This window comes from Cohnella fermenti (genome assembly GCF_004801405.1).
Lineage (GTDB): Bacteria > Bacillota > Bacilli > Paenibacillales > Paenibacillaceae > Cohnella > Cohnella fermenti.
In genome coordinates, this window is record NZ_SSOB01000011.1 from 168,188 (window position 1) to 189,322 (window position 21,135).

Consider the following 21,135-nt stretch of genomic DNA (forward strand, 5'->3'; position numbering starts at 1 on the left):
ATCTTCGGAAGTTACTGCAGCTCCAGCTCCCACCGCTGCGGCGGCAGCCCGTTGTCGGTATATTGCTGAATGTTCCCTCCGGCGCTCATCGAGCCTCCGGCGACGTCGAGCGCAAGTCCGCTCTGCGCGTTCGTCAGCTTGTAATAACCGCTCCCCGTATACTCGATGATCCAGCGTTCCGGCGGCAGCCCGTTGTCTTCCCATTGCTGCACGTTGGCGCCGGGGACTCCGGAGCCCGCGTCGACATCCAGGCACTTCCCGCTCTGCGCGTTCGTCAGCTTGTAGGAGCCGTCCCCCATGTCCTCGATGATCCAGCGCTGGCTGGCCGAGCCGTTGTCGGCTTCCTGCTGCACGTTCGCTCCATTCGCGAGCGAGCCTCCGGCGACGTCCATCACGAGCCCGCTCTGCTGGTTCGTCAGCTTGTAGGTCGCTCCGGATACGATGCCTCCTTCAACGGGGACCAGCTTCCAGCGCTGCGGCCGGTCGCCGTTCTCCGTCCACTGCTCCGCCACGGCTCCGTTCGCGGTGGAGCCTGCGGTGACATCCAGGTTCAGGCCGCTCAGCTTGTTCTGAATCCGATAATTGCCTCCGCCGACATGCTCCGCCTTCCACAGCTGGCGATCGCTGCCGATATCGCTCCATTGCGTCACGCTGGCTCCGGGTGTCACGGAGCCGCCGGACACTTCGAGTAGCTTGCCGCTTTGCTTGTTGACGATCTTGTAGTAGCCGCCTCCGGCAGCGACGAATTGCCAGATCTGCGGAGGCAGATCGTTGTTCTCCCACTGTTGGACCTTCGCCCCGTCCGCTCCGCTGCCGGCGTCGACATCGAGATTCTTGCCGCTGTGCTGCGCCGTTATCTTGTAATAGGCACCCGATACGATGCCCGTGGATACGGCGTCGTAAGTACCCAGCCGAATCTGCACGTTGTGGCCTTCCGTATATTCATTGTAGGCGGAACGCCCTGCCGAAGTCATGACGGCGATCTCGTTCGTTCCCGTCTCGTAGATGCTCGCCCACAGATTGTCGTACCCGCCGAACAGCGATCCGTAAGGAGCGGTGTCGTCCACGTACCAGGTCGCTCCATAATCGTCGCTGAACGACACATTATGGGTATTGGACACGATCGCCAGACGGTTGTCGGAGAGCTGCGCCACGTACGGCGCCCCCCTCTGCAGAGGAATGAGGGTCCCCAGGCCGCCGGACCAGGTCGTGCCGTCGCTCGAGGTTTGGTAATGAACGTTGCAGTCGTCCACCCCGCACACTTCGAACACCAGCATGTACTCGCCGTTGTTCATCTTCGTCCATACCGGCATGCCCGGTCGGGCGTTCGAATCCCCCGGCGCCCAGGCCGCCCAGATCTCCGTTCCCCAGCTGGCGCCATCGTTCGCGGAGACCTTGAGCGAGATGATCTGGCTGTAAGCCGGCGATTCCGTCACATGCTTCTCATTGGCGTACATAACCCCGACGTCGCCGTTATCCAGCACATACATATGCGGCTCGTATACGCCCTTGTCGGGATTGCCGAGGCTCCCTGCGGCGCCGCTGTTCTCGTCGATCGTGCTCAAGTACGACCAGCTCGCTCCGTTGTTCGCGCTCTTGTACACGTCCAGCTTGTACGATTGCTGCCAGATGACGGACCGGCAAGCCAGCAGAATCGTTCCATCGTCCAACTGGACCATCTGAGCATTGTCCAGGTCCCGGCCCGGATCGGCGATCGTGGCCAGCACGGTCCAGCTCTGGCCGTGGTCCGTGCTGCGACTGAGCTGCAGCTTGTTGCCGCCGTTCGAATCGTACTTGTACCCGTTGTTGTCGTAGATCGTATAGGAGGCAAGCCAGTCCCCGTTATCCAGCATCAACAGGCGACCGTATTGGGAACCGTATTTGCCGGGCAGCACGTTCTTGGAATCGGCGCCCATGTCGGTATACTGCGGGATATTGTTGACCACTACGCTCGGGCTCCACTGAGTCGGCCCGGATTCCGCCGCGGCGCTCGCGGCGAATACAAGCGTAAGCATAAGGCATAACCATGTTGCGCCTAGCGTTCTCAAGCGCTTCATACGATACATTCCCCCATCCTCGCTATCGTTGCAGCAGGCTTCTCTCTTCCCCGTCCGGACTCCGGACACCTCATCGGCGTCATTCTCTCTATCGGCTTGCTCCGGCGCCCGCAAGCCGACGGAACAGCTTGATCTCCTCTTCGTCGTAAGCGGTACCGTCGGGGAGGAACAAGTCGTGCTGCCATCGGCTGAAGTCGAGCGGCCGGTCCGCGATCCAGTCCCACGGCTCGTGCGTCTGCGTCTTGCCGTTGACGAGCCCCCAATGGAAGCAGCCGATCTCCTCCTTCAGGAAGAGCGGAAGGTGCTCCGCCGCTTCGTTCCCGAACGGCCGGTGCAGCCATTCGGTTACGAGCAGAGGACGATTCCATTCCTTCAGGCTGTCGATCAACCGGCGCGTTCCGCTCAAGTCCCCGTAATAATGGAACGAGATCAGATCGGACAGCTCCGCCGCCCGCTTCTCGATGGCGGTCAGCTCGCCAAGCCGCCTGTTCTCTTGGTCCAAGTGATAGAAGTCCCACACCCCGGCCGTCAGCGGCTGGCTCGGCTCCATCTCCCGGCACCAGATGAAGGCCGCCTCCATCGCCTCGAGGCTCGAGCTGCAGTTGCCGCGGCCGTCCTTGCCCGAGTTGCCGGGCTCGTTCCAGATGTCCCAGGCCAGCACCCTGGAATCGTGCCGATGGGCGCCCGCCACGTCCTGGACGAATCGCTTCATGTCCGGCCAATTCGTTCTGTCGTCGCTGTAGTGATAATGCGGATTGCGGCTGTTCGGGCACGGGGCGGCCGGGCCGCCTCCGTGATGCCCCGGCTGCGGCTCCGGCTGCGGGCCGAAGGACGGAAGCGGATCGTAGTTCTCCGCCGGCCCTCTCCCGCAGTCGTCGAAGAAAACCGGCATCAGTTGCATGCGGCGGGAATCGAGCATTCGCAGCACCCGCTCCAGCCGCTCCATGAAGCCATCCCGTTGGTAACGCCACACCTCGAACGGCAGCAGCATCCGCACGGCGTTCAGCCCGATGGACCGGGCGAGGTCGAGCTCCCGTTCCATGTCCGCGGCAACCCGTTCGAAGCCGTACTCCTGCCAGATCTCGATCAGGTTGATACACCCGCTTGGAATGTAATTGCAGCCGACCGTCCACGGCCTGGCGCGATGCCAGGCCCAAGCGCGCTCTTCCGTCCAGACTTCCATTCCGTTGCCTCCATGACGGCTCCTTACTTCTGCAAGCCGGCCGCCTTCAATTCTTTGTCGAACGATTTCGCCATCATCTCGATTGCCTTCTCGGGCGTGGACTTGCCGCTCAACGCTTCCTGCATGCCGAGCTCGACGATGTCGTTAAGCTGCGAGGACAGTCCCGGCGCATCGACATCGGCCAGAATTTTCCCCTTGGAGAACGATTCGAACAGGACCGGGTACATCGTGTTCGACGCCGAGATCTCCGGGCGGTTGTAGTTCGAGGTGCGGGTCGGGTCGACCGTATGCTTGAGCATCAGCAGTTGAACGTCCTTGCCTTCAATGAACTCAATCAGCTTGTAGGCAAGCTCGGACTGCTTCGATTGGCTTGCGACGGACAATCCCCAACCGCCGAGCGTCGGAGCGCCTCCCGGGGTTACCGCAATGCCGACCTTATCCTTCACGGCGGACCCGTCCCCCTGCACGGTGCTGTACAGCCCCGGCCACTGCTCCATCATGGCGACCTTGCCGTCGGCGAACAGTTGGTTGGCGGTCTCCCATTGCAGCTCCATGAACTCCTTCGGAGCGTATTGCTTCAAGTCCACCGCATCCTGCATCGCTTGGATTCCCGCCTCGTTGTTGAAGCCCGGCTGGAAGTTCTCGTCGACGTCCGTGCCTCCGTAAGCGCCCAGCCGATTCGTCCAGATCCAGCGGCTGTTGCCCTTGGAGCCCATGTGGCTGTAGCCGTAGTCCGTCGGCGAATCGGGGTTCAAGCTTCTCGTGAAGAAGGCCGCCGTCTCCTTCAGCTCGTCGGCCGTCGTCGGCACCTTCAGGTCCTTGCCCGTCTTCTCCTTGAACTTGGCCTGGATATCCGCATCCTCGAACAGATCCTTCCGGTAGAAGAACAGTTCGACGTCGGGCTTGAACGGGAAAGCGATCAGCTTGCCTTGGTACTTGCCGTACACGTCAAGCAGCGCCGGGATAAAGTCGTCCAGATCCAGATTCGGGCTCGCCGCATTCTGAGTGAAGGAGGTAAGATCCTGAATCAGCCCGCTGTTCGCGAAGCCGTGAAGGTTGGCAATCGGCATCAGCACGGCGTCGAAGTTGTGCGTCACCTGCAGATCGAGCTGAATCTTCTCCATATACGTCTCCCCGGGGAAGCTCTGCACGACGACCTTGGCTCCCGAGACTTCCTCGAAGTACGGGGCCACCGTCTTCACCGCGTCGGCGAAATCCCCGTCCACGGTCGCCAGAGTCACGGTCTGGCCGGCATATTGGCCGTGGAGGGTGCCCCCGCTGTCCATATCGGTCAGTTGGACACCCAACACCTCGGGCGCCGCCGCAGCAGCCGTGCCCGAAGCGCTTGCCGAGGCTGAAGGAGCGCTTGATGACGGAGCGGCGTTGCCCTGCTTGTCGGAATTGCCGCCGCAAGCGGACAGCAGCGTGCCCGAGGCCAGTATCGCCGTCAAGACGGTAATGCTTGTTTTGCTCGATAAATTCGCACGTTTCATTTGGACGTCCCCTTTGTAATAAGATGGAACTTGCCCTTGCCCGATCAATCCGAGATGATGAAGTTCAGCCATAGCCGAGCCGCTTCCCGTCGGCCCCGTCCCACCTCCTCTCCTGGCCGTCCGCTTGCGGGCGGAGACTCACGATTCTCACGATTCGCACGGTTTTCACGATTCTCACGGTTTTCACGGTTTTCACGTTTCTCTACGGTTCTCACGCTTCTCCCGGTTCTCACGATTCTCCACGTTTCTCATGTTTCTCCCGTTTCGCACGATTCGCACGATTCTCACCCTTTAACCGCTCCGGCCGTAAATCCCTTGACAATGTACTTCTGCGTCGTCAGCGACAGCAGGAACGCCGGCAGCATCGCCACCGTCCCCGCCGCCGCAAGCGGACCGAAGGGGGTGTCCTTCTGCGCCTGAACGAGGCCGCTGATCCCAAGAGGCAGCGTCTTCTTCGCGTCGCTGAACGTCAGAATCAGCGCCATGCCGAATTCGTTGTATGCGGCCAGGAAGGCCAGAATGGCCGTCACCACAATCCCCGGCGCGACAAGCGGCAGCGCAATTCTCGCGAACAGCTGCAGCGGACCGCAGCCGTCAATGATGCCCGCCTCGTACAGCTCGCCGGGCAGCTCCTCGTAGAAGCCGACGAACAGCCATACCGCAAGCGGCAGAGTCCCCGCCGTGTAGACGATGATCAGGCCCGTGAGCGAGTCGAGCAGCCCCAGCTTGTCGAAGATGACGAAGTACGGGACCGTAAACACCAGGCCGGGAATCATCCGCACGGCCAGAATCAGGTACAGCCAGAAGCGGCGGCCCCGGAACCGGAAGCGCGCGAAGCCGTATCCGGCCAATGCCGCAATCAGCACGGACAACCCGACCGTGGCCAGCGCCACGACCATGCTGTTGCGGAAGTACAGCCCGATGTTGTTCTCCTTGAAGATCTCCCTGTAGTTGTCCCATGTCCATCGGGTCGGCCAGAATTCGGGGGGCAGCTTGATGATCTGTCCCGGCGTCTTGAACGAGGTCGCAAGCGCCCAATAGATGGGGAACAGGAAGAACAACGCGAAGAGGAGCAGGAGAACCCCTTGCGCCAATCGTTCCCTCTTCCGGATATTCATGCGGCCTCTCTCCCTTCGGTTCCCGTCTGCTTGCGAAGCAAGGTCATAAAGACCAGCGTGACGACCAGAATCAAGGCGAAGAAGATGAATGCGCCGGCGGAGCCCGCGCCGATGTTACCGTAGCGGAAGGCCGTCTTGTAGATGGCCGTTCCCATCGTCTCCGTGGCGGTGCCCGGCCCGCCGTTCGTCAGAACCATGACCGAATCGAATACGCGCAGAGCGTCCATCACCCGGATCGTCACGACCAGCGCAATGAAATTGCGAATAAGCGGCAGCGTAATGCGGAAGAACGATCGGGTGCGGCTGGCGCCGTCGATCATCGCGGCCTCGTAGACATCCCCCGGTACGGTCTGGAATGCCGCGAGGAAAATCAGCATGCAGAACGGAGTCGCTCCCCAGATGTCGACCGCGCTGATCGCGGCCTTGGCGGGCACCGACTCGCCTGTCCAACTGACGGAGGCGAAGCCCAGCAATTCGACAACATAGTTGACAATGCCGTACACGGGAGCGAACAGAATCTCCCAGATCGTCGCCGTCACGACGGGCGCAAGCATAAGCGGCAGAATAAACAGACTGCGGAACACCTTGAGCCGCTTCTCCATCGCCTTCGCGTTGAGCAGCATGGCCAGTCCCAGACCAAGCACCAGGTTAAAAATGACGGTTATGGCCGTGAACAGGAACGTCCAACCGATAGAGTCCGTGAACAGTCGGTTGCTCAGGATGTCGCGGTAGTTGTCCAAGCCGACATAATGGATCTGATCCAGCGGCACTCCCAATCGATAGGACTGCAAGCTGATGACAAAGGAGATCAGAATCGGAATCACGCCCAGCAGAACAATCAACGCGACTGCCGGCACGATAAACAAATACGGCGCCCAGCCGCCCCCGCGAAGGCCAGGATTACGTTTGTTCCCCATTCTCTGCGAAGCCCCCTCTATCGCCGAATGTTAACCATCGGCCCTTCTGAATGAATACGCTTACCACACCATTGATCATAATGGATTGCTCAAACAAAATACATACTAAGCTTAGTATTTTATATTATATTTTTCGCTTTAAAATCGGTTTTATATTGATTATTAGTAGAATATAATTGAATTAACTTAGTATATTAAATTAGGAGTTGCTTATTATATGAAGAGTGTGCCCCTCTACAAAAAAATTCAGAACCATCTGCGTGAGCAAATCCTCACGGGCGCTCTGCGGCCGGGAGACCGCGTGCCTTCGGAGAAGGAGATCGCCGACTTCTTCAACGTGAGCCAGATCACGTCCAAGCAGGCCCTGGCGGGCTTGGCCGATCAGGACCTGGTCGTGCGGATCAAGGGCAAGGGCACCTTCGTCGCCGGCCGCATGGGGACCGACATTCTGAAATCGATCGATTCGGGATTCAAAGGAATTGTGGGCATCGTCTTCCCGTCGATCTGCATGCCGGTAGAGAGCCTGCTCTTCTACCACATTCAATCGCTGCTGCATGACCGGGGCTATCAGACGCTGATTCGCGTCACGGAAGACAAGATGGACAAGGAGATTGAAGCGATCCGCATGTTCCAGATGTTCGGCGTCCGGGGATTTATCATCTTCCCGGTTATCAACGAGAGCTACAACGAGGAGATTCTGAAGCTGACGCTTAACCGGTTCCCTCACGTGCTTGTAGACCGTTACTTGCCCAACATCTCAAACAGCAGCGTTACCTCGGAGAATGAGGCGGGGATGACGGCGGTAGCCGAATATTTGTTCGAAGCGAGGCACAAGGATATTGCATTGATTACTCAAGAGGACACGAACTCCAACACCCGCGAGCGAATGATCGGCTTCGAGAAGGCCTATGTCGATCGCAAGCTGCCCGTCGACAAGCAATATTGGCTGTTCCTTCGGCGCGACGGCAAGGAACAGGACGCCGAGCTGTGCAGCCGAATTCGATCCTTCTTGGAAAATTGTCCGCACGTCACCGCCGTTGTCACCGTCGATACCGTTCTGGCGCGTCTTGCGTACGCCGTGCTGCATGAGATGGGGAGGAAGGTGCCGAACGACGTTCTTCTGGCATCCTTCGACGATCCGAAGCTGCCGTTCGTTCCCTTCGTCGAACAAGACATCGGAACCATCTCGCAGAAGGCCGTCGATCTCATCATCCGCCAGATGGAACAGGGGTACTTCGTCGCACGCGAGTCCGTCCCCGTTCGCTTCGTCGACGGTGTCCGTTATCCGATGCCCGACGGCATCTGAACGGAATGCTGCCCTCCCCTGCCCTCAAGCATAATAACTTCGGAAAACAATGTCCTGAGGATAGTTGCCGAAGCTCTTCCCGTACAGCGTCAGTCCGCCCCGGCCGCGTCCGGCGTCCTCCGCCGCGATCCGGAACGTCCAGTTTATCGCATGCGTCCCGATGTCCCGAAGACCCACGTCCGATATTTTCATCCCGTCGATGTAGGTGCCCTTCTCCTTGACCCGCAACACCTTCAGCAGGCCGTACTGATTGACATCCGTATGCCACCATTCCGGCGTCAGCCTCCCCCGCGTCCCTCCGAAGTCGCCGGGGCTCGTCCACACGCCCAGCAGCTTGTCCCCCAAGTAGAAGCGAATGTCCGAAGGCCAATTGTCGTTCACGCGGGGAGCTTCCGAACCGATCTCGAGCGAGATCTCGATCTCGTGAAGGGACTCGTCCCGGTGCAGGTAATTCGGAATGCGGTACTCCACCCAGCCCCTGGCGAACCACAGAATGCCCGCGTTCACCCGCTCCGGGTCCATGAAGCAGACCGGATTGTCGTATTGGCCGATGACCTTCTCCGTTGTTGCGATTCCGCAGGTGGGCCACGCTTCATAGTCCGTGAAGTGGCCGATCGGCACGGACGTCTCATGGAAGGGATAATTGCCGGGGGCATCGGGAGACAGCCTCACCTGCATGAACTCCTCCTTCGCGTAGCAGACTTTGTAGGTTCCCCCGTTGATCCGCTTCATTCGGCTGCCGACAAGGCCGGCTTCCTCCAGCTTCCGGATATGGCCGCTGACGACGGCGTTGCTTAAGTAAAGCTCCTCCGCCAACTCCTTGACGTGCCGCTCCCTCTCGAATAGCTTGTCGATGATCGCGAGTCGCACTTCGCTGGCCAATGCCTCGTATATCTTCAGCGACGCCGGGTCCGTTCTGAGCAGCATGATTATCCACCTTGTTTTGAATTTTGTTTTATACGAATCCTGAAGAATAAGATTGTTCCTTAAACCCCATTATGATACTAATATTGGTGTAGAGCAATCACTTTGAATTCTTATTTCATCAAATCCAATTATAAGGAGACTTATAAAGATGACGATTCGTGCCAGCATGCTCGTCGACAAGCATTTTGCCGTAGCTGCGGTGGACCCCCGGGTGTACGGCTCCTTCATCGAACACTTGGGAAGGGCGGTCTACGGAGGAATCTACGAGCCGGGCCACCCGACCGCCGACAGCAACGGCTTCCGCCGCGACGCCCTCGAGGCCATTCAGGCGCTGAAGGTTCCGATCATCCGTTACCCGGGCGGCAACTTCGTGTCCGGCTACAATTGGGAGGACGGCGTCGGACCGAAGGCCGAGCGGCCGCGCAAGCTTGAGCTTGCCTGGTGGACGACGGAGACGAACGAGGTCGGCACGAACGAATTCGCGGAATGGGCGAAGCTTGCCGGGTCCGAGGTGATGATGGCCGTCAATCTCGGCACAAGAGGCCCGGACGCCGCCCGGAACCTCGTCGAATATTGCAACCATCCGTCCGGCTCCTACTACAGCGACCTGCGGATCGCCCACGGCTGCCGCGAGCCTCACCGGTTCAAGACGTGGTGCCTCGGCAACGAGATGGACGGGCCGTGGCAGATCGGCGCCATGACCGCCGCCGAATATGGGCGGATCGCCAACGAGACGGCCAAGGTGATGCGTTGGGTCGACCCGACAATCGAGCTGGTCGCTTGCGGAAGCTCCTCCCGCTCGATCAAGACGTTCGCGGAATGGGAAGCGACCGTGCTGGATCTCTCTTACGAGCAGGTCGATTACTTGTCCCTGCACGCGTACTACAATAACAATGAAGGCGACACGGCGAACTTCCTCGCCAGCTCGCTGGACCTGGATCAATTCATCTCCAGCGTCGCGTCGATCTGCGATTACGTCCAGGCCAAGCACCGCAGCAAGAAGAAGGTCATGCTGTCGCTCGACGAGTGGAACGTCTGGCACACGATCGGCACCAGCCGCGCCAGCGAGCGCTGGCAGATCGCGCCGCCGGAGTTCGAGGACGTGTACACGTTCGAGGACGCGCTGGCCGTCGGCTGCTACGCGATCACGATTCTGAAGCATGCGGATCGGGTCAAAATGGCGTGTCTGGCGCAGCTCATCAATACAATCGCTCCGATCATGACGGAGACGGGCGGTTCGCTCTGGCTGCAGACGACCTACTACCCGTTCCTGCACGCATCCAACTTCGGAAGAGGCACCGTGCTGAAGTCGATCGACCATTCGCCGAAGTACGACTCCAAGAGCTTCACCGACGTCCCGTATCTCGAATCGGTCAGCGTGTACGACGAGGAATCGGAGACGTTGACGGTGTTCGCGGTCAACCGTCACCTGGAGGAAGCGATGGAGCTCGCCCTGGATCTGCGCAGCTTCGAGGGCATGGAGCTCATCGAGCACATCGTGCTGGAGTCGGACAATCTGAAGGCCGTCAACACGAAGAACGACCCGAACCGCGTCACGCCCCGCGTCGTCGACCGCACGACAGTCGATCAGGGCCGGGTAAGCTCGCTGCTGGGCAAGGCCTCGTGGAACGTGATTCGGCTGCGGAAGAGCAGGGGCTGAGCGCGCGGCTTCTCCGGAAGCGCCCCCTCCTGTCTGGGCAAGAAGAACCGCCAGGGAAGGTCGTCCTGGCGGTTCTTTTTGCTATTCGCTCTGCGGGTTCGATGACTTTTATGATTTATGTGATTTTATGTGGTTTATCACATTCGTTCGGCTATTCGGGCCGGGGATCGCTGTTTTGCTATGTAGAGCATCGGGTTAGACCTCCAACCGTCTCTTCGGAGCGTCGTTGTACGGGTTCCCGGCACATTGCTCCTAGACACGGGTCAAACTGGAGCGGCGATAGGCTCGCGGAGGGACCGAGATGAGTCGCCATTACTCAAGTACGGGCATTCGAGCAGGCATGGTGGGTGCAGATGAGTAACCACAGGTCAACTGGAGCGGCGATTGGCGCGCGGAGGGCCCGAGATGAGTCACCATTACTCAAGTGCGGGCGTCCGAGCGGGCATGGTGGGTGCAGATGAGTAACCACGACTCAACTGGAGCGGCGATTGGCTCGCGGAGGGACCCAGATGAGTCACCATTACTCAAGTGCGGGCGTTCGAGCGGGCATGGTGGGTGCAGATGAGTAACCACGACTCAACCGAAGCGGCGATTGGCTCGCGGAGGGACCGAGATGAGTCACCATTACTCAAGTGCGGGCGTTCGTGCAGGCATGGTGGGGGCAGTTGAGTAACCACGACTCAACTGGAGCGGCGATTGGCGCGCGGAGGGACTGAGATGAGTCACCATTACTCAAGTGCGGGCGTTCGTGCAGGCATGGTGAGTGCAGATGAGTCACCACGACTCAACTGGAGCGGCGATTGGCTCGCGGAGGGACCCAGATGAGTCACCATTACTCAAGTGCGGGCGTTCGTGCAGGCATGGTGGATGCAGTTGAGTAACCACGACTCAACTGGAGCGGCGATTGGCGCGCGGAGGGCCCCAGATGAGTCACCATTACTCTTGCCCCTATTCGCGGGCCCGTTCCGGCCGAGCTTGCAGCTCAACGGTTCGCCGCTCCCCGCTCGCGCGAATCACGGCGTCCAGCACCTCCTGGTTGCGATAGCCGTCCATGAAGCCCGGCAGGCCGTCCGGCGCGTCGCCGTCCAGCAGCGACAGGAAGTCGCCGTACTGCGTCGCCTTGCAATACGCCGGCACCTCGACGACGGCCCGGGCCAGCCGGCCCGGCGCCTCCTCGCGGGTCCAGACAACCCGCTCGGGGTCCAGCGTCGACGCGTGCAGCGTGCCGGCATCGCCATAGATCGTCACCTCGTGCTGATTGCCCGAGCCGACCGCATTGCGCGACGACTGGAATACGCCGGCCTCGTCTCCCGACATCACCCCCTGGAAGCTGACAAAGTCGTCCACTTCGATTGGGACCATTCGGCCCGTCGCAGGATCGCGACGCTCGGGAATAAGCGTGCGCATCTGCGCGGACAGCTCCTTGAACTCGCCGAACAGGAACCGGGCCAGATCGATCATATGGGAGCCCAGATCGCCGAGCGTTCCCGTGCCGGTGATGTCCTTGTTGAAGCGCCATAGATAAGGCGTGTCGTTCAGCGCCGAGCCCCAGCCCTGCAGGTACTGGATCGAGAAGCTGCGCACGGCGCCCAGCTTCCCGGCCCGTACAAGCTCCCGCGCATAGCGGAAGGCCGGCGTGTAGCGGTAGCTGAAGCCGATCATGCCGCGCACCGGCCGCGCCTCGTACAGCGCGAGCAGCGGGGCCGCCTCCGCGAAGACGCGGGTGAACGGCTTCTCGGCGAGGAACGGCTTGCCTGCCTCCAGGCAGGCCCGGATAATCGCCGCGTGAACGTTGTTCGGCGTCACCGATACGACGGCGTCGATGTCCGGATCTCCGATGAGCTGCTTGAAGTCGGCGTATCTGCGGTCCGGCGCAATCCGAAGCTCATCGCCCTTCTCCGCCAGCGCCCCTTCGTTAACATCGCTGACCGCCACGACCTCATAACGGCCTTCCTCCGCTATCCAGCGAATATGCGAATGCGCCATGCCTCCAAGGCCAATTAATCCAATCCGATAGTTGCTCATAGATTCTCCCGTCTACTTGACTGTCATGTAACGATCGTAGGCATCGTTGTAAATCTGGATCAGCTTCTGCAGCCCCATGTCGTTCAGCTTCTTGACATAGCCGTCCCACTCCTGGTCGATGCCGCCCTTCGTGATCCACTTGGCGCGCGTGCTCTTGATGTAGCTCTCGATATCCGTCGTCAGCGTCGGCAGCTCCGCATACTCGTCGACGGTATACATGACATCCGGGAACGGCTGCGTCACATAGTCCTTGCCCAGACTATCGAGCGTCAGCTTGAGGCCGTCGCCGCTCGACGGATCAAGCCGGATCTTCTTCTCGAACTCGGGGCTGACATACTTCGGACCGAAGTCCCGCAGCGAGCTGTCCCAGTACCAGGCGTCCGCGCTCGTGCCGTCCGGCGGGTCCATCAGCGTGTAGGTGCCGTCGTCGTTCTTGCTGATCGAGGTGCCGATGGCGCCCCAGAAGTTCTGAATGCTCGCTTCGCCGGTATAGAACTGGTCGGCCCACCGCGCGGCTACCTCGGGATATTTGCTGGCGGTGGTGATCAGCAGCTCGTTGCGCCGGAAGCTCAGGCCGTTCGGATCGCCGATCTGATACTTCTCCCCGTCCGGCCCCGCGATCGGCGCAATCGTCTCGTATTGCTTGCTCCACGGGCCGAACACGGCATCCGGCGTCCATTGATAGGAGAATCCGATCATCGCGGCGTCCGGATTCTGCCGCTTGGCCGTCAGCATCGTCTCGTCCTGCGTGAACGTCTCTTGGTCGATCAGCCCTTCGGCATACAGTTTGTTCGCCCACGTGATGGCCGCCTTGTAGTTGTCCGAAGTCGGAATATATTCCGGCTTGCCGTCCTTGATCATCATGTGGTTGCCGCGCAGATCGGTAATGCCGAACGGGGTGAACAGATTCATATCGATGTCCTTCGTATCGCTGTACGGAATCTCGTCCGCCTTCTGGTTGCCGTTCGGGTCCTGCTCCTTGAACGCTTTAAGCACCGTGTACAGCTCGTCGAGCGTTGTCGGCGCCTTCAATCCCAGTTTGTCCAGCCATTCCTTGTTGATGACCGGCTGCTGGGAAGCATAGGGCCGCGACGGCAGTCTGGCGGGCAGCGAGTAGATCTTGCCGTCCGGGAAGGTGCTCAGCTTCTTCAGATCCGGCATCTCGGCCATCGCCGCTTTGAGATTCGGCATATATTGATCGATATAGTCGTCCAGCGGACGGAACAGCGTAAGATTGTTCACAATATCGGAATCGCCGAACGCCAGATCGCCCACGATGATGTCCGGCATCTTGCCGCTTGCCAGCAGAACGGACTTCTGCGTCTCCCAATCGGTGTTGGAGATGACCTGCCAATTGATCTTGACGTTCGAGTTCTTCTCCAGCTCCTGCAGCCAACTGTTCTTCGTGAACGAATCCCCCATGTTGCCCCAGCGGATCGTGAGCGCGTTCAGCGTGACCGTCTTGTCGACGATGGGCAAGCCTTCCTTGTGAAAATTGTCGTTCGATGCGTTCGTCGAGCTGTTCCCGGTATCGCCCGATGCAGCTCCATTGTCTCCGTTATCGCTGCTGCAGCCGGCCAGCACCGCTGTCCCCAATACGGAGACGAGGGCCAGACCGGACATCCACTTCTTCGCCATAGCGAACTCCCCTTTATGTTTAATAAGTGCAACGCCTTGCCCGCCTTGCCGTCCACTCTTCCCGTCAGCCCTTCCGGTCAGCCCTTCCGGTCAACCCATCCGGTCAACTCTTCACGGCGCCGATCATCACCCCCTTGTTGAAGTGCTTCTGCACGAACGGGTACAGGCACATGATCGGCAGCGTGGCGACGATAATGACGGAATAACGAAGCAGGTTGGCCAGCCGCAGCGCGATCTGGGCCGCCTCTCCCGTACCGAGCGCATTCTGCATCTGGTTGGTCACCAGAATCTCGCGCAGCACGAGCTGGAGCGGATAGAGATCCGGGTTGTGCAAGTAGATCAGCGCATTAAAGTACGAGTTCCATTGCCCTACCGCGAACCACAGAGCCAGCACCGAGATGATCGCCTTGGACAGCGGCAGCACCATCTGCACGTAGAAGCGAAGATTGCCGCAGCCGTCGACCTGGGCCGCCTCCCACAGCTCCGGCGGAATCCCCGTCTGGAAGAAGGTGCGCGCCACAATGATATCGAATACGGCGACGGAGAACGGCAGCACCATAACCCAGAACGTGTCGTACAGATGGAAGTCGCGAATCGTCAGGAACGTCGGCACCAGGCCGCCGTTAAAGAACATCGTAAAGATAAAGAATAAGGATAAAAACCGGCGTCCGACCAGGTCCTTCCTCGACAAGGCGTAGGCCGCCGACAGATTTACCGCGAGCCCGATCGCCGTCCCTACGGCCGTATAAACGATCGTGTTGCGGTAGCCGAGCCAGATGTTCGAATGCTTAAACAGCTCCTTATAGCCATCTAGCGTGAAGCCCTTGGGATACAGCCACACCTGGCCGCTGCCGACCGCCGACGGATCGCTGAACGAAGCGATGACGATAAAAAACAGCGGGTACATAACGACAATTAGCACAAGCACGGCCCATGTGTACAGCACAATCTCCAGGAGCCGGTCATTGTTGCGCGTCTTGGGAATGCGCAGCTCCATCTTCGTTGCAGCCTCCATCGCGGATGCTCATCCTCCTCTCCATTACCAGAGACTGTGCTCGGAATATTTTCTGGATATCTGGTTGACCGCAATCAACAACACAAAGTTAATGAGGGTGTTGAACAGGTTGATAGCCGCCGAGAAGCTGTACTGGGAGCTGAGCAGGCCGATCTTGTACACGTACGTCGACAGCACCTCGCTCCCCGAGATATTCAGGTTGTTCTGCAGCAGGTACGCCTTCTCGAAGCCTACGCCCAGCATCCCGCCGACTCTCAGGATAAGCAGCGTTATCGCCGTCGGGATCAGCATCGGGATATCGATAAACCGGATTTTCTGCCAGCGGCTTGCGCCGTCCACCGTCGCCGCCTCGTACAGGCTGGGATCGACCGACGACAGCGCCGCGATATAAATAATGCTGTCCCATCCCGCGTGCTGCCACACGTCGGACCATACGTACAGGCTGCTGAACATGCCGGCCGAGCCGAGCAGATTGGGCGCTTCGGCGCCGAACAGACGATAGAGGCTGCCGATCAGGCCGTTGCCCGGCGACAGCAGAATCATCAGGATGCCGACAACAACGATGGTGGATATAAAGTGCGGCATGTAGGTGACCGTCTGGAACACGCGCTTGAACCGGTTCGCCCGCAGTTGGTTGACGCCTATCGCGAACAGAATCGGAATCGGGAATGTCGCGAAGCTGTACAGGCTGATGTAGACCGTATTGCGGATCGTGATCGAGAACTGATAGGAGTTAAAAAATTTCTCGAAGTATTTGAGTCCCGCCCAGGGACTTCCCATAATGCCCAAAGCCGGCTTGAAGTCTTTGAACGCAATGATGATGCCGTACATCGGCTTGTAGACAAAGCATAGCAGCAGCGTCACCGCAGGCAGCAGGAGCAAGTACAGTCCCCAGTTCCTGCCGATTCTCGCCATATTGCGCTGCAGATTGCCGCTCGATGAGCTGTTGGTCAACGTGCCGTCTCCCCCCTATCTTCCGGATTCTCTTTTCCCTTGCTGCAGCTTCAGTATACTTGCCGGAGCGAATCCGATTTGGAGCATGTGTCCCTGCTTTTCGGACTTTGCGCCGCGCATTGTCCGGGCCGGGAGGCTTTGAAGCTCCGGGACGCGTTTAATCCAGACTTTTTGCTGTCACTTTCCAGACATTCGGCGCCGGGGGGCCGATCGCGGGTTGCAATTTCAAACGCCGGTATTATAATCATCAGACAGCGCTATCATTTCATTATCGCTTCGATACAGAACAGAGGCTGACGCAAGGAGTTGCGCGCATGGACAAACAGGCGGACAACAAGCTGTATCCGATCCAGCACTATGTACGGATTATTCTCGTCATCTCCTTTTCCGCGCTTATTCTGGACTTCATCATCAGCTTCGCATCGATCGCGATCGTCAAGCAGCAGTCCGCACGCGACCTTCGGGATACGGCCAACCTGTACATCAATCGGCTTAACGGGGACTTCTCCTACATCAATCACTTCATGGGCTGGACGCTGGCCAACGACGACAATATCAAGCTCATGAACAACCACGGCACGAACGATACCGAGTTCATCAAGGCCAACGAATCGCTGTACCGCAGGTTCGTCGAGCTGCAGAAGAGCTACGATCGGAGCTATAACTTCTTCCTCTATCTCGGCGCCAAGAGCACCATGCTCAACATCGCGCCCATGGGACTGTCGTACAAGGAGTACCAGGAGCTCCAGCAGCAGATCGAATCTTATATCGAAGACAAGGTGATCTATGAAAAGTTTTATTCGCGGTGGTCGACCATTCCGTTGGCAGGCAAATTTTATATCCTGAATATCTTCCTGTATCATGACAACTATATGATCTGTCTGATCGCGGCCGACGATCTGATCCGCCCGCTGCGCCAGATCAACCTGGGGGAGAACGGATACGCGTCTCTCTGGACGGAAGATGGCCATCTCGCGACAAGCCCGATCTCGAACAAAGGCAAACCGCTTGCCGTCGGGCAGGAGCGCAACGCTCTGTGGAATGCCCTCCAGACCAAGACGACCGTCAACAGCGAGTTCGACAACGCTTCCTTCTATGTCAAGCTTGTCATTCAGTTCGGCGCCTTCGAGAAGATCATGATCGCCCAACTGCTCATCATGCTGCTGGCGTTTATCGTAGCCTGCAGTCTGAGCTTCATCATGCTCTACTTCAGGAACAAGGTGCTGCAGCCGATCAAGAGCTTCTCCTACAATCTGGCCTTCTGGACGGAGGACGGCGAACCGCTGGATGCCGCCGGCAGCAGAATCGTCGAGCTGGAGAAGGCCAACAAGCAGTTCGCGCAATTGGTCCGACAGATCAAGACGTACAAAATCGACATTTACGAGCGCGAGATCGAGAAGCAGCGCATCCAACTGGACTATACCAAGCTGCAGATCAAGCCGCACTTCTTCCTGAACTGCCTGACGACGATTCACAGCATGGCCCAGATGGACATGACCGAGGAGATTCAGCAGATGGCGCTGTCCACCTCGGTTTACTTCCGGTACATCTTCCAGAACGGCCGGGACTTCGTTCGGATGGAGGACGAGATCGAGCATGTCCGCGTCTACCTCGATATTCAGCGGAACCGTTATCATGACGCGTTCCTCTATCGGATCGAGGGAGCGGCAGCCGCCCGGGAAGCGCCGATCCCGCCGCTTGTGCTGCAGACCTTCATCGAGAACGCGATCAAATACGCGGTATCGCGCGACCGGCCTTCCCTCATCTCCCTCGCGGTCGAGTGCAGAATGATCGAAGAAGAAAGCGAGGGCATGGGCGAGGAGACGACCGTCGTCACGATATCCGATACCGGTCCCGGCTTCCCGCCGGACGTGCTGGAGAAGCTGCAGCGGGGACAGCCGCTCGACCAGAGCGGCGGCACGCAGATCGGCATTATGAACACCCTTCAACGGCTTGAATATTTGTACGGCCGGCGCGCGCGCGTTGAATTCGCCAACAGCGACGGAGCCCGCGTCACGCTCTATCTGCCGAAGCAGCCGCCCAATCCAACCTGAACGGAGGTTCGTCCCATGCACGCATTGGTGGTGGATGACGATTACTTTGTCGTGACCGCGCTGGAGGCGAAGATCGACTGGGCTTCCCTTGGCGTAGAGAAGGTGCATACCGCCCATAATGTCGCCCAGGCGCGCGATATTCTCATGAAGCATCCGATCCGGATTCTTATCTCCGATATCGAGATGCCGCAAGGAAGCGGCCTGGAGCTGCTGGCCTGGATTCGCGAGGAGCGCTATAACGTGCAGGCCATTCTGCTGACCAACTATGCCGACTTCAACTATGCGCAGAAAGCGATCGAGCTGAACAGCTTCGAATACTTCCTGAAGCCGATTCAGTTCGACAAGCTGATGCTCATTATCCGGAAGGCCGTCGAGCGGGCCAGGGAGCAGCAGCGGCAGGAGCAGGCGATTCGGGAGGGCTACTACTGGCAGCGCAATCAAGCGAAGATTCTGGAGCACTTCTGGCGCAAGCTGATCCATGACAGCGCCTCTTGCGGGCTGAAGCCCGGGCAGGTCGCGCGCGCCGTCGAAGAACAGAACCTGTCGTACGGCATGGACGATCTCGTCCATCCGCTGCTGATCAATCTGTTCCCTTATGACGGAAGCATGGGGGCGGAGGAGAAAAACCTGTTCGACTTCGCACTCCTCAACGTGGCGTACGAGCTGTTCCGGCATCCGGGCTATACGGTGGAGACGATACTCGAATACAGCGCGCACAACTGGATCGCCGTCCTGAGATGGAGTCGGTCGCCCGACACGCTGACGATCGAGAAGCTGTGCGGCTCGTTTATTCAGCAAGCCAACCATTCTCTGAAGTGCGATGCCTGCTGCACGGTCGGCATGCCGTCCAGGCTGGACACCGTCAGCGAGGCCTTCCGCCAACTGCTGCAGCTCAGCGCGGGAATGGCCAAACGGCGCAATCAGGTGTTCCTCGCGGAACGCGGACCCGGACGCGCCGACGAGGCCTATATTCCGCCGGACCTGGCCGCGCTCGAGAGTCATCTGGACAACAACCGGCCCGACGCTTTTCTCCGCGAGACGACGACGTATCTCAATCGATACTCCAACGACAATCATGTCGCCACATCCGCGCTCGCTCTGTTCCGGCTCGACATCATGCAGCTCGTGTATGCGTTCCTCAAATCCCAGGGCATTCAGGCGCATCAGCTATACCAGGGCAAGCCGAACGAACGGCTGCTGGCCCATTCCCTGAACTCCATCGAGGATATGGAGGCTTATGTGCAATACTTGGTTCAGACGGCGATGTCCTATCGCGACTTCGCCGGCCAGTCCAAGACCGTGGCGGAGGAGATCAAGCACTATATTCATTCGCATTACGGAGAAGATCTGACCCGCCTCAGTCTGGCGGACGTCTTCTACCTGCACCCCGACTATCTGGCCAGGCTGTTCAAGAAGGAGACCGGCGTATCGCTCGGCGCCTATATTATCGGGGCCCGCATCGAAGCCGCCAAGAAGCTGCTCCGAACGACGCCGTTGTCGGTGTTCGCCGTAGCGAACAAAGTCGGGTACGCCAACTACTCCTACTTCGCCAAGGTGTTCAAGCAAGAGACCGGCATGTCGCCGAACGAATACAAGCACGCCTAAGCGGCCGGCGACAACATCGGCGAAGCTCCGAAGCCGCCGGAGCCGCCCAACCGCCCAAGTCGTCGCAACCGCCAAGTCGCCCAAGTCGTCCAAGTCGTCCAAGTCGTCCAAGTCCCGCCGGAGCCGCTCAAGCCCGCCAAGCCCCGCCCAATTCGATGGCCGTCGCATTTTATGTGAAAAACCGCATTCGTGCAGCCCGCTAACGGGTATTTGAACGGTTTTATGCGAAAAACCGCATCCATGGCGGCAAACTCGGTTCGAACCTCCATATGTATGCTAAAAATCGCATAAAACGCCGCGATTCCCGCCACGCCACGCCAACGAATATGAAAAATCACATAAAATCGCATACCGCGCCGGGCCGGATCGCCATGGCCAGTGGGAAACGAATCGCACGCGCGCAAAGAGGCTGCTCCCAAAAGCCATCCATGATGACTTTGGGAACAGCCCCCACATCGATTCCGCCTGCCTACCAGAACAACTCCTCATGACTTGACCTTTTGCAGATGCGGCCCTTCATTGTATACGCCCTTGTCCTCAATGGCGGGGTCCTTCCCCTTGTCCACGTAGAACCGATCGGAGAGATTCACCGGCTCCGACTTGAAGGACACCATATCGTCGTTCAGCGCCGCGATCCAGCACTTCCCCTGCCGCCACTCCGATCTGCGCCTCCGCCGAGAAGTACATATAATACTTGTCCTTGATCTTGTTGACGCCGGGTGCCCAAGCTCGGCTCTTGGCCCAACCCACATCGTTCAGATCAAGCGCCGTATAGGGGCCGTCCCACTGAATCAGATCCTTGCTGCGGAACACATGGAACTTCTCGTAGAGCCACCCCTGGCTGTCCTTCGTAGGATAGAGGTAATAATCCTCCCCGTCTCTCAAGAGCAAGGGATCGGCCCACTCGCCCTTCAAGGCGGGCTTCCGGTTCGTCATCGCTCAACCCTCCGCATTCTTCCCGTCGTCGCATTCAACATCCATGCCTGTGACCAGTGTATAGGCTGCCGAACAAGACGAGTAGAGCAACGTCGGACAAATCGTGAACAATCGAGCGCAAATCATAACCACCCGTCCAACGGGTGGTTTGCTCTTGGGGTATAACCCCTTGTTGCCAAACTGCGCCTAAAGACGCCAGCCTGACAACAAGGTTGTTCAGGCTCAGGGTAATTTGTCACCTTCACGT

15 protein-coding genes are annotated in these 21,135 nt (G+C 58.9%); 4 read left to right on the forward strand and 11 right to left on the reverse strand.

Going from position 1 to position 21,135, the window contains the following annotated elements:
• Positions 1–11: 11 nt before the first annotated feature.
• The 5 genes from E6C55_RS10880 to E6C55_RS10900 all read right to left on the reverse strand — a co-directional run bounded on the left by E6C55_RS10880 (position 12) and on the right by E6C55_RS10900 (position 6,768).
• Positions 12–2,057, reverse strand: coding sequence for an RICIN domain-containing protein (locus E6C55_RS10880; RefSeq protein ID WP_168735582.1), 2,046 nt, complete (start codon positions 2,055–2,057; stop codon positions 12–14).
• Positions 2,058–2,145: 88 nt separating this feature from the next.
• On the reverse strand, positions 2,146–3,240 hold the full coding sequence (locus tag E6C55_RS10885) for a glycoside hydrolase 5 family protein (protein ID WP_136369815.1): 1,095 nt from the start codon (positions 3,238–3,240) through the stop codon (positions 2,146–2,148).
• Positions 3,241–3,263: 23 nt separating this feature from the next.
• Positions 3,264–4,733: an ABC transporter substrate-binding protein gene (locus E6C55_RS10890; RefSeq protein WP_168735583.1), complete on the reverse strand. Its 1,470-nt coding sequence runs from the start codon at positions 4,731–4,733 to the stop codon at positions 3,264–3,266.
• 284 nt (positions 4,734–5,017) lie between these two features.
• On the reverse strand, positions 5,018–5,851 hold the full coding sequence (locus E6C55_RS10895; protein WP_136369817.1) for a carbohydrate ABC transporter permease: 834 nt from the start codon (positions 5,849–5,851) through the stop codon (positions 5,018–5,020).
• A complete protein-coding gene (locus E6C55_RS10900) occupies positions 5,848–6,768 on the reverse strand; it encodes a carbohydrate ABC transporter permease (protein WP_136369818.1) in 921 nt (306 codons plus the stop codon). Before E6C55_RS10900 ends, E6C55_RS10895 begins: the two co-directional genes overlap by 4 nt.
• Before the next feature lie 217 nt (positions 6,769–6,985).
• Between E6C55_RS10900 and E6C55_RS10905 the strand changes: the two genes are divergently transcribed.
• Positions 6,986–8,074 carry a GntR family transcriptional regulator gene (locus E6C55_RS10905; RefSeq protein ID WP_136369819.1) on the forward strand — a complete coding sequence of 363 codons (1,089 nt, stop codon included), beginning with the start codon at positions 6,986–6,988 and terminating at the stop codon, positions 8,072–8,074.
• 24 nt (positions 8,075–8,098) lie between these two features.
• Here E6C55_RS10905 and E6C55_RS10910 read toward each other — a convergent pair whose 3' ends face one another.
• Positions 8,099–9,001, reverse strand: a complete 903-nt coding sequence (locus E6C55_RS10910) for an ArsR/SmtB family transcription factor (RefSeq protein WP_136369820.1) — start codon at positions 8,999–9,001, stop codon at positions 8,099–8,101.
• A gap of 148 nt (positions 9,002–9,149) precedes the next feature.
• Between E6C55_RS10910 and arfA the strand changes: the two genes are divergently transcribed.
• Complete coding sequence (gene arfA / locus E6C55_RS10915) at positions 9,150–10,661, forward strand: arabinosylfuranosidase ArfA (RefSeq protein WP_136369821.1); 1,512 nt, start codon at positions 9,150–9,152, stop codon at positions 10,659–10,661.
• Between the two features lie 948 nt (positions 10,662–11,609).
• On the opposite strand, the gene E6C55_RS10920 is transcribed toward arfA, so the two are convergent.
• The 4 genes from E6C55_RS10920 to E6C55_RS10935 all read right to left on the reverse strand — a co-directional run bounded on the left by E6C55_RS10920 (position 11,610) and on the right by E6C55_RS10935 (position 16,254).
• Positions 11,610–12,686 carry a Gfo/Idh/MocA family protein gene (locus E6C55_RS10920; RefSeq protein ID WP_136369822.1) on the reverse strand — a complete coding sequence of 359 codons (1,077 nt, stop codon included), beginning with the start codon at positions 12,684–12,686 and terminating at the stop codon, positions 11,610–11,612.
• Between the two features lie 12 nt (positions 12,687–12,698).
• Positions 12,699–14,324, reverse strand: a complete 1,626-nt coding sequence (locus E6C55_RS10925) for a type 2 periplasmic-binding domain-containing protein (RefSeq protein ID WP_230986645.1) — start codon at positions 14,322–14,324, stop codon at positions 12,699–12,701.
• 103 nt (positions 14,325–14,427) lie between these two features.
• On the reverse strand, positions 14,428–15,339 hold the full coding sequence (locus tag E6C55_RS10930; RefSeq protein WP_136369823.1) for a carbohydrate ABC transporter permease: 912 nt from the start codon (positions 15,337–15,339) through the stop codon (positions 14,428–14,430).
• A gap of 24 nt (positions 15,340–15,363) precedes the next feature.
• Entirely contained in the window at positions 15,364–16,254 is an 891-nt protein-coding gene (locus E6C55_RS10935) for an ABC transporter permease (protein WP_136369837.1), read from the reverse strand.
• Between the two features lie 353 nt (positions 16,255–16,607).
• Between E6C55_RS10935 and E6C55_RS10940 the strand changes: the two genes are divergently transcribed.
• Entirely contained in the window at positions 16,608–18,347 is a 1,740-nt protein-coding gene (locus E6C55_RS10940; RefSeq protein ID WP_136369824.1) for a sensor histidine kinase, read from the forward strand.
• A 15-nt stretch (positions 18,348–18,362) separates the two neighbouring features.
• A complete protein-coding gene (locus E6C55_RS10945) occupies positions 18,363–19,952 on the forward strand; it encodes a response regulator transcription factor (RefSeq protein WP_136369825.1) in 1,590 nt (529 codons plus the stop codon).
• 537 nt (positions 19,953–20,489) lie between these two features.
• Here the strand turns inward: E6C55_RS10945 and E6C55_RS10950 are convergent.
• The gene (locus tag E6C55_RS10950; protein ID WP_136369826.1) at positions 20,490–20,888 is read right to left on the reverse strand and encodes a family 43 glycosylhydrolase; all 399 of its coding nucleotides are present in this window, start codon (positions 20,886–20,888) and stop codon (positions 20,490–20,492) included.
• Positions 20,889–21,135: the final 247 nt, after the last annotated feature.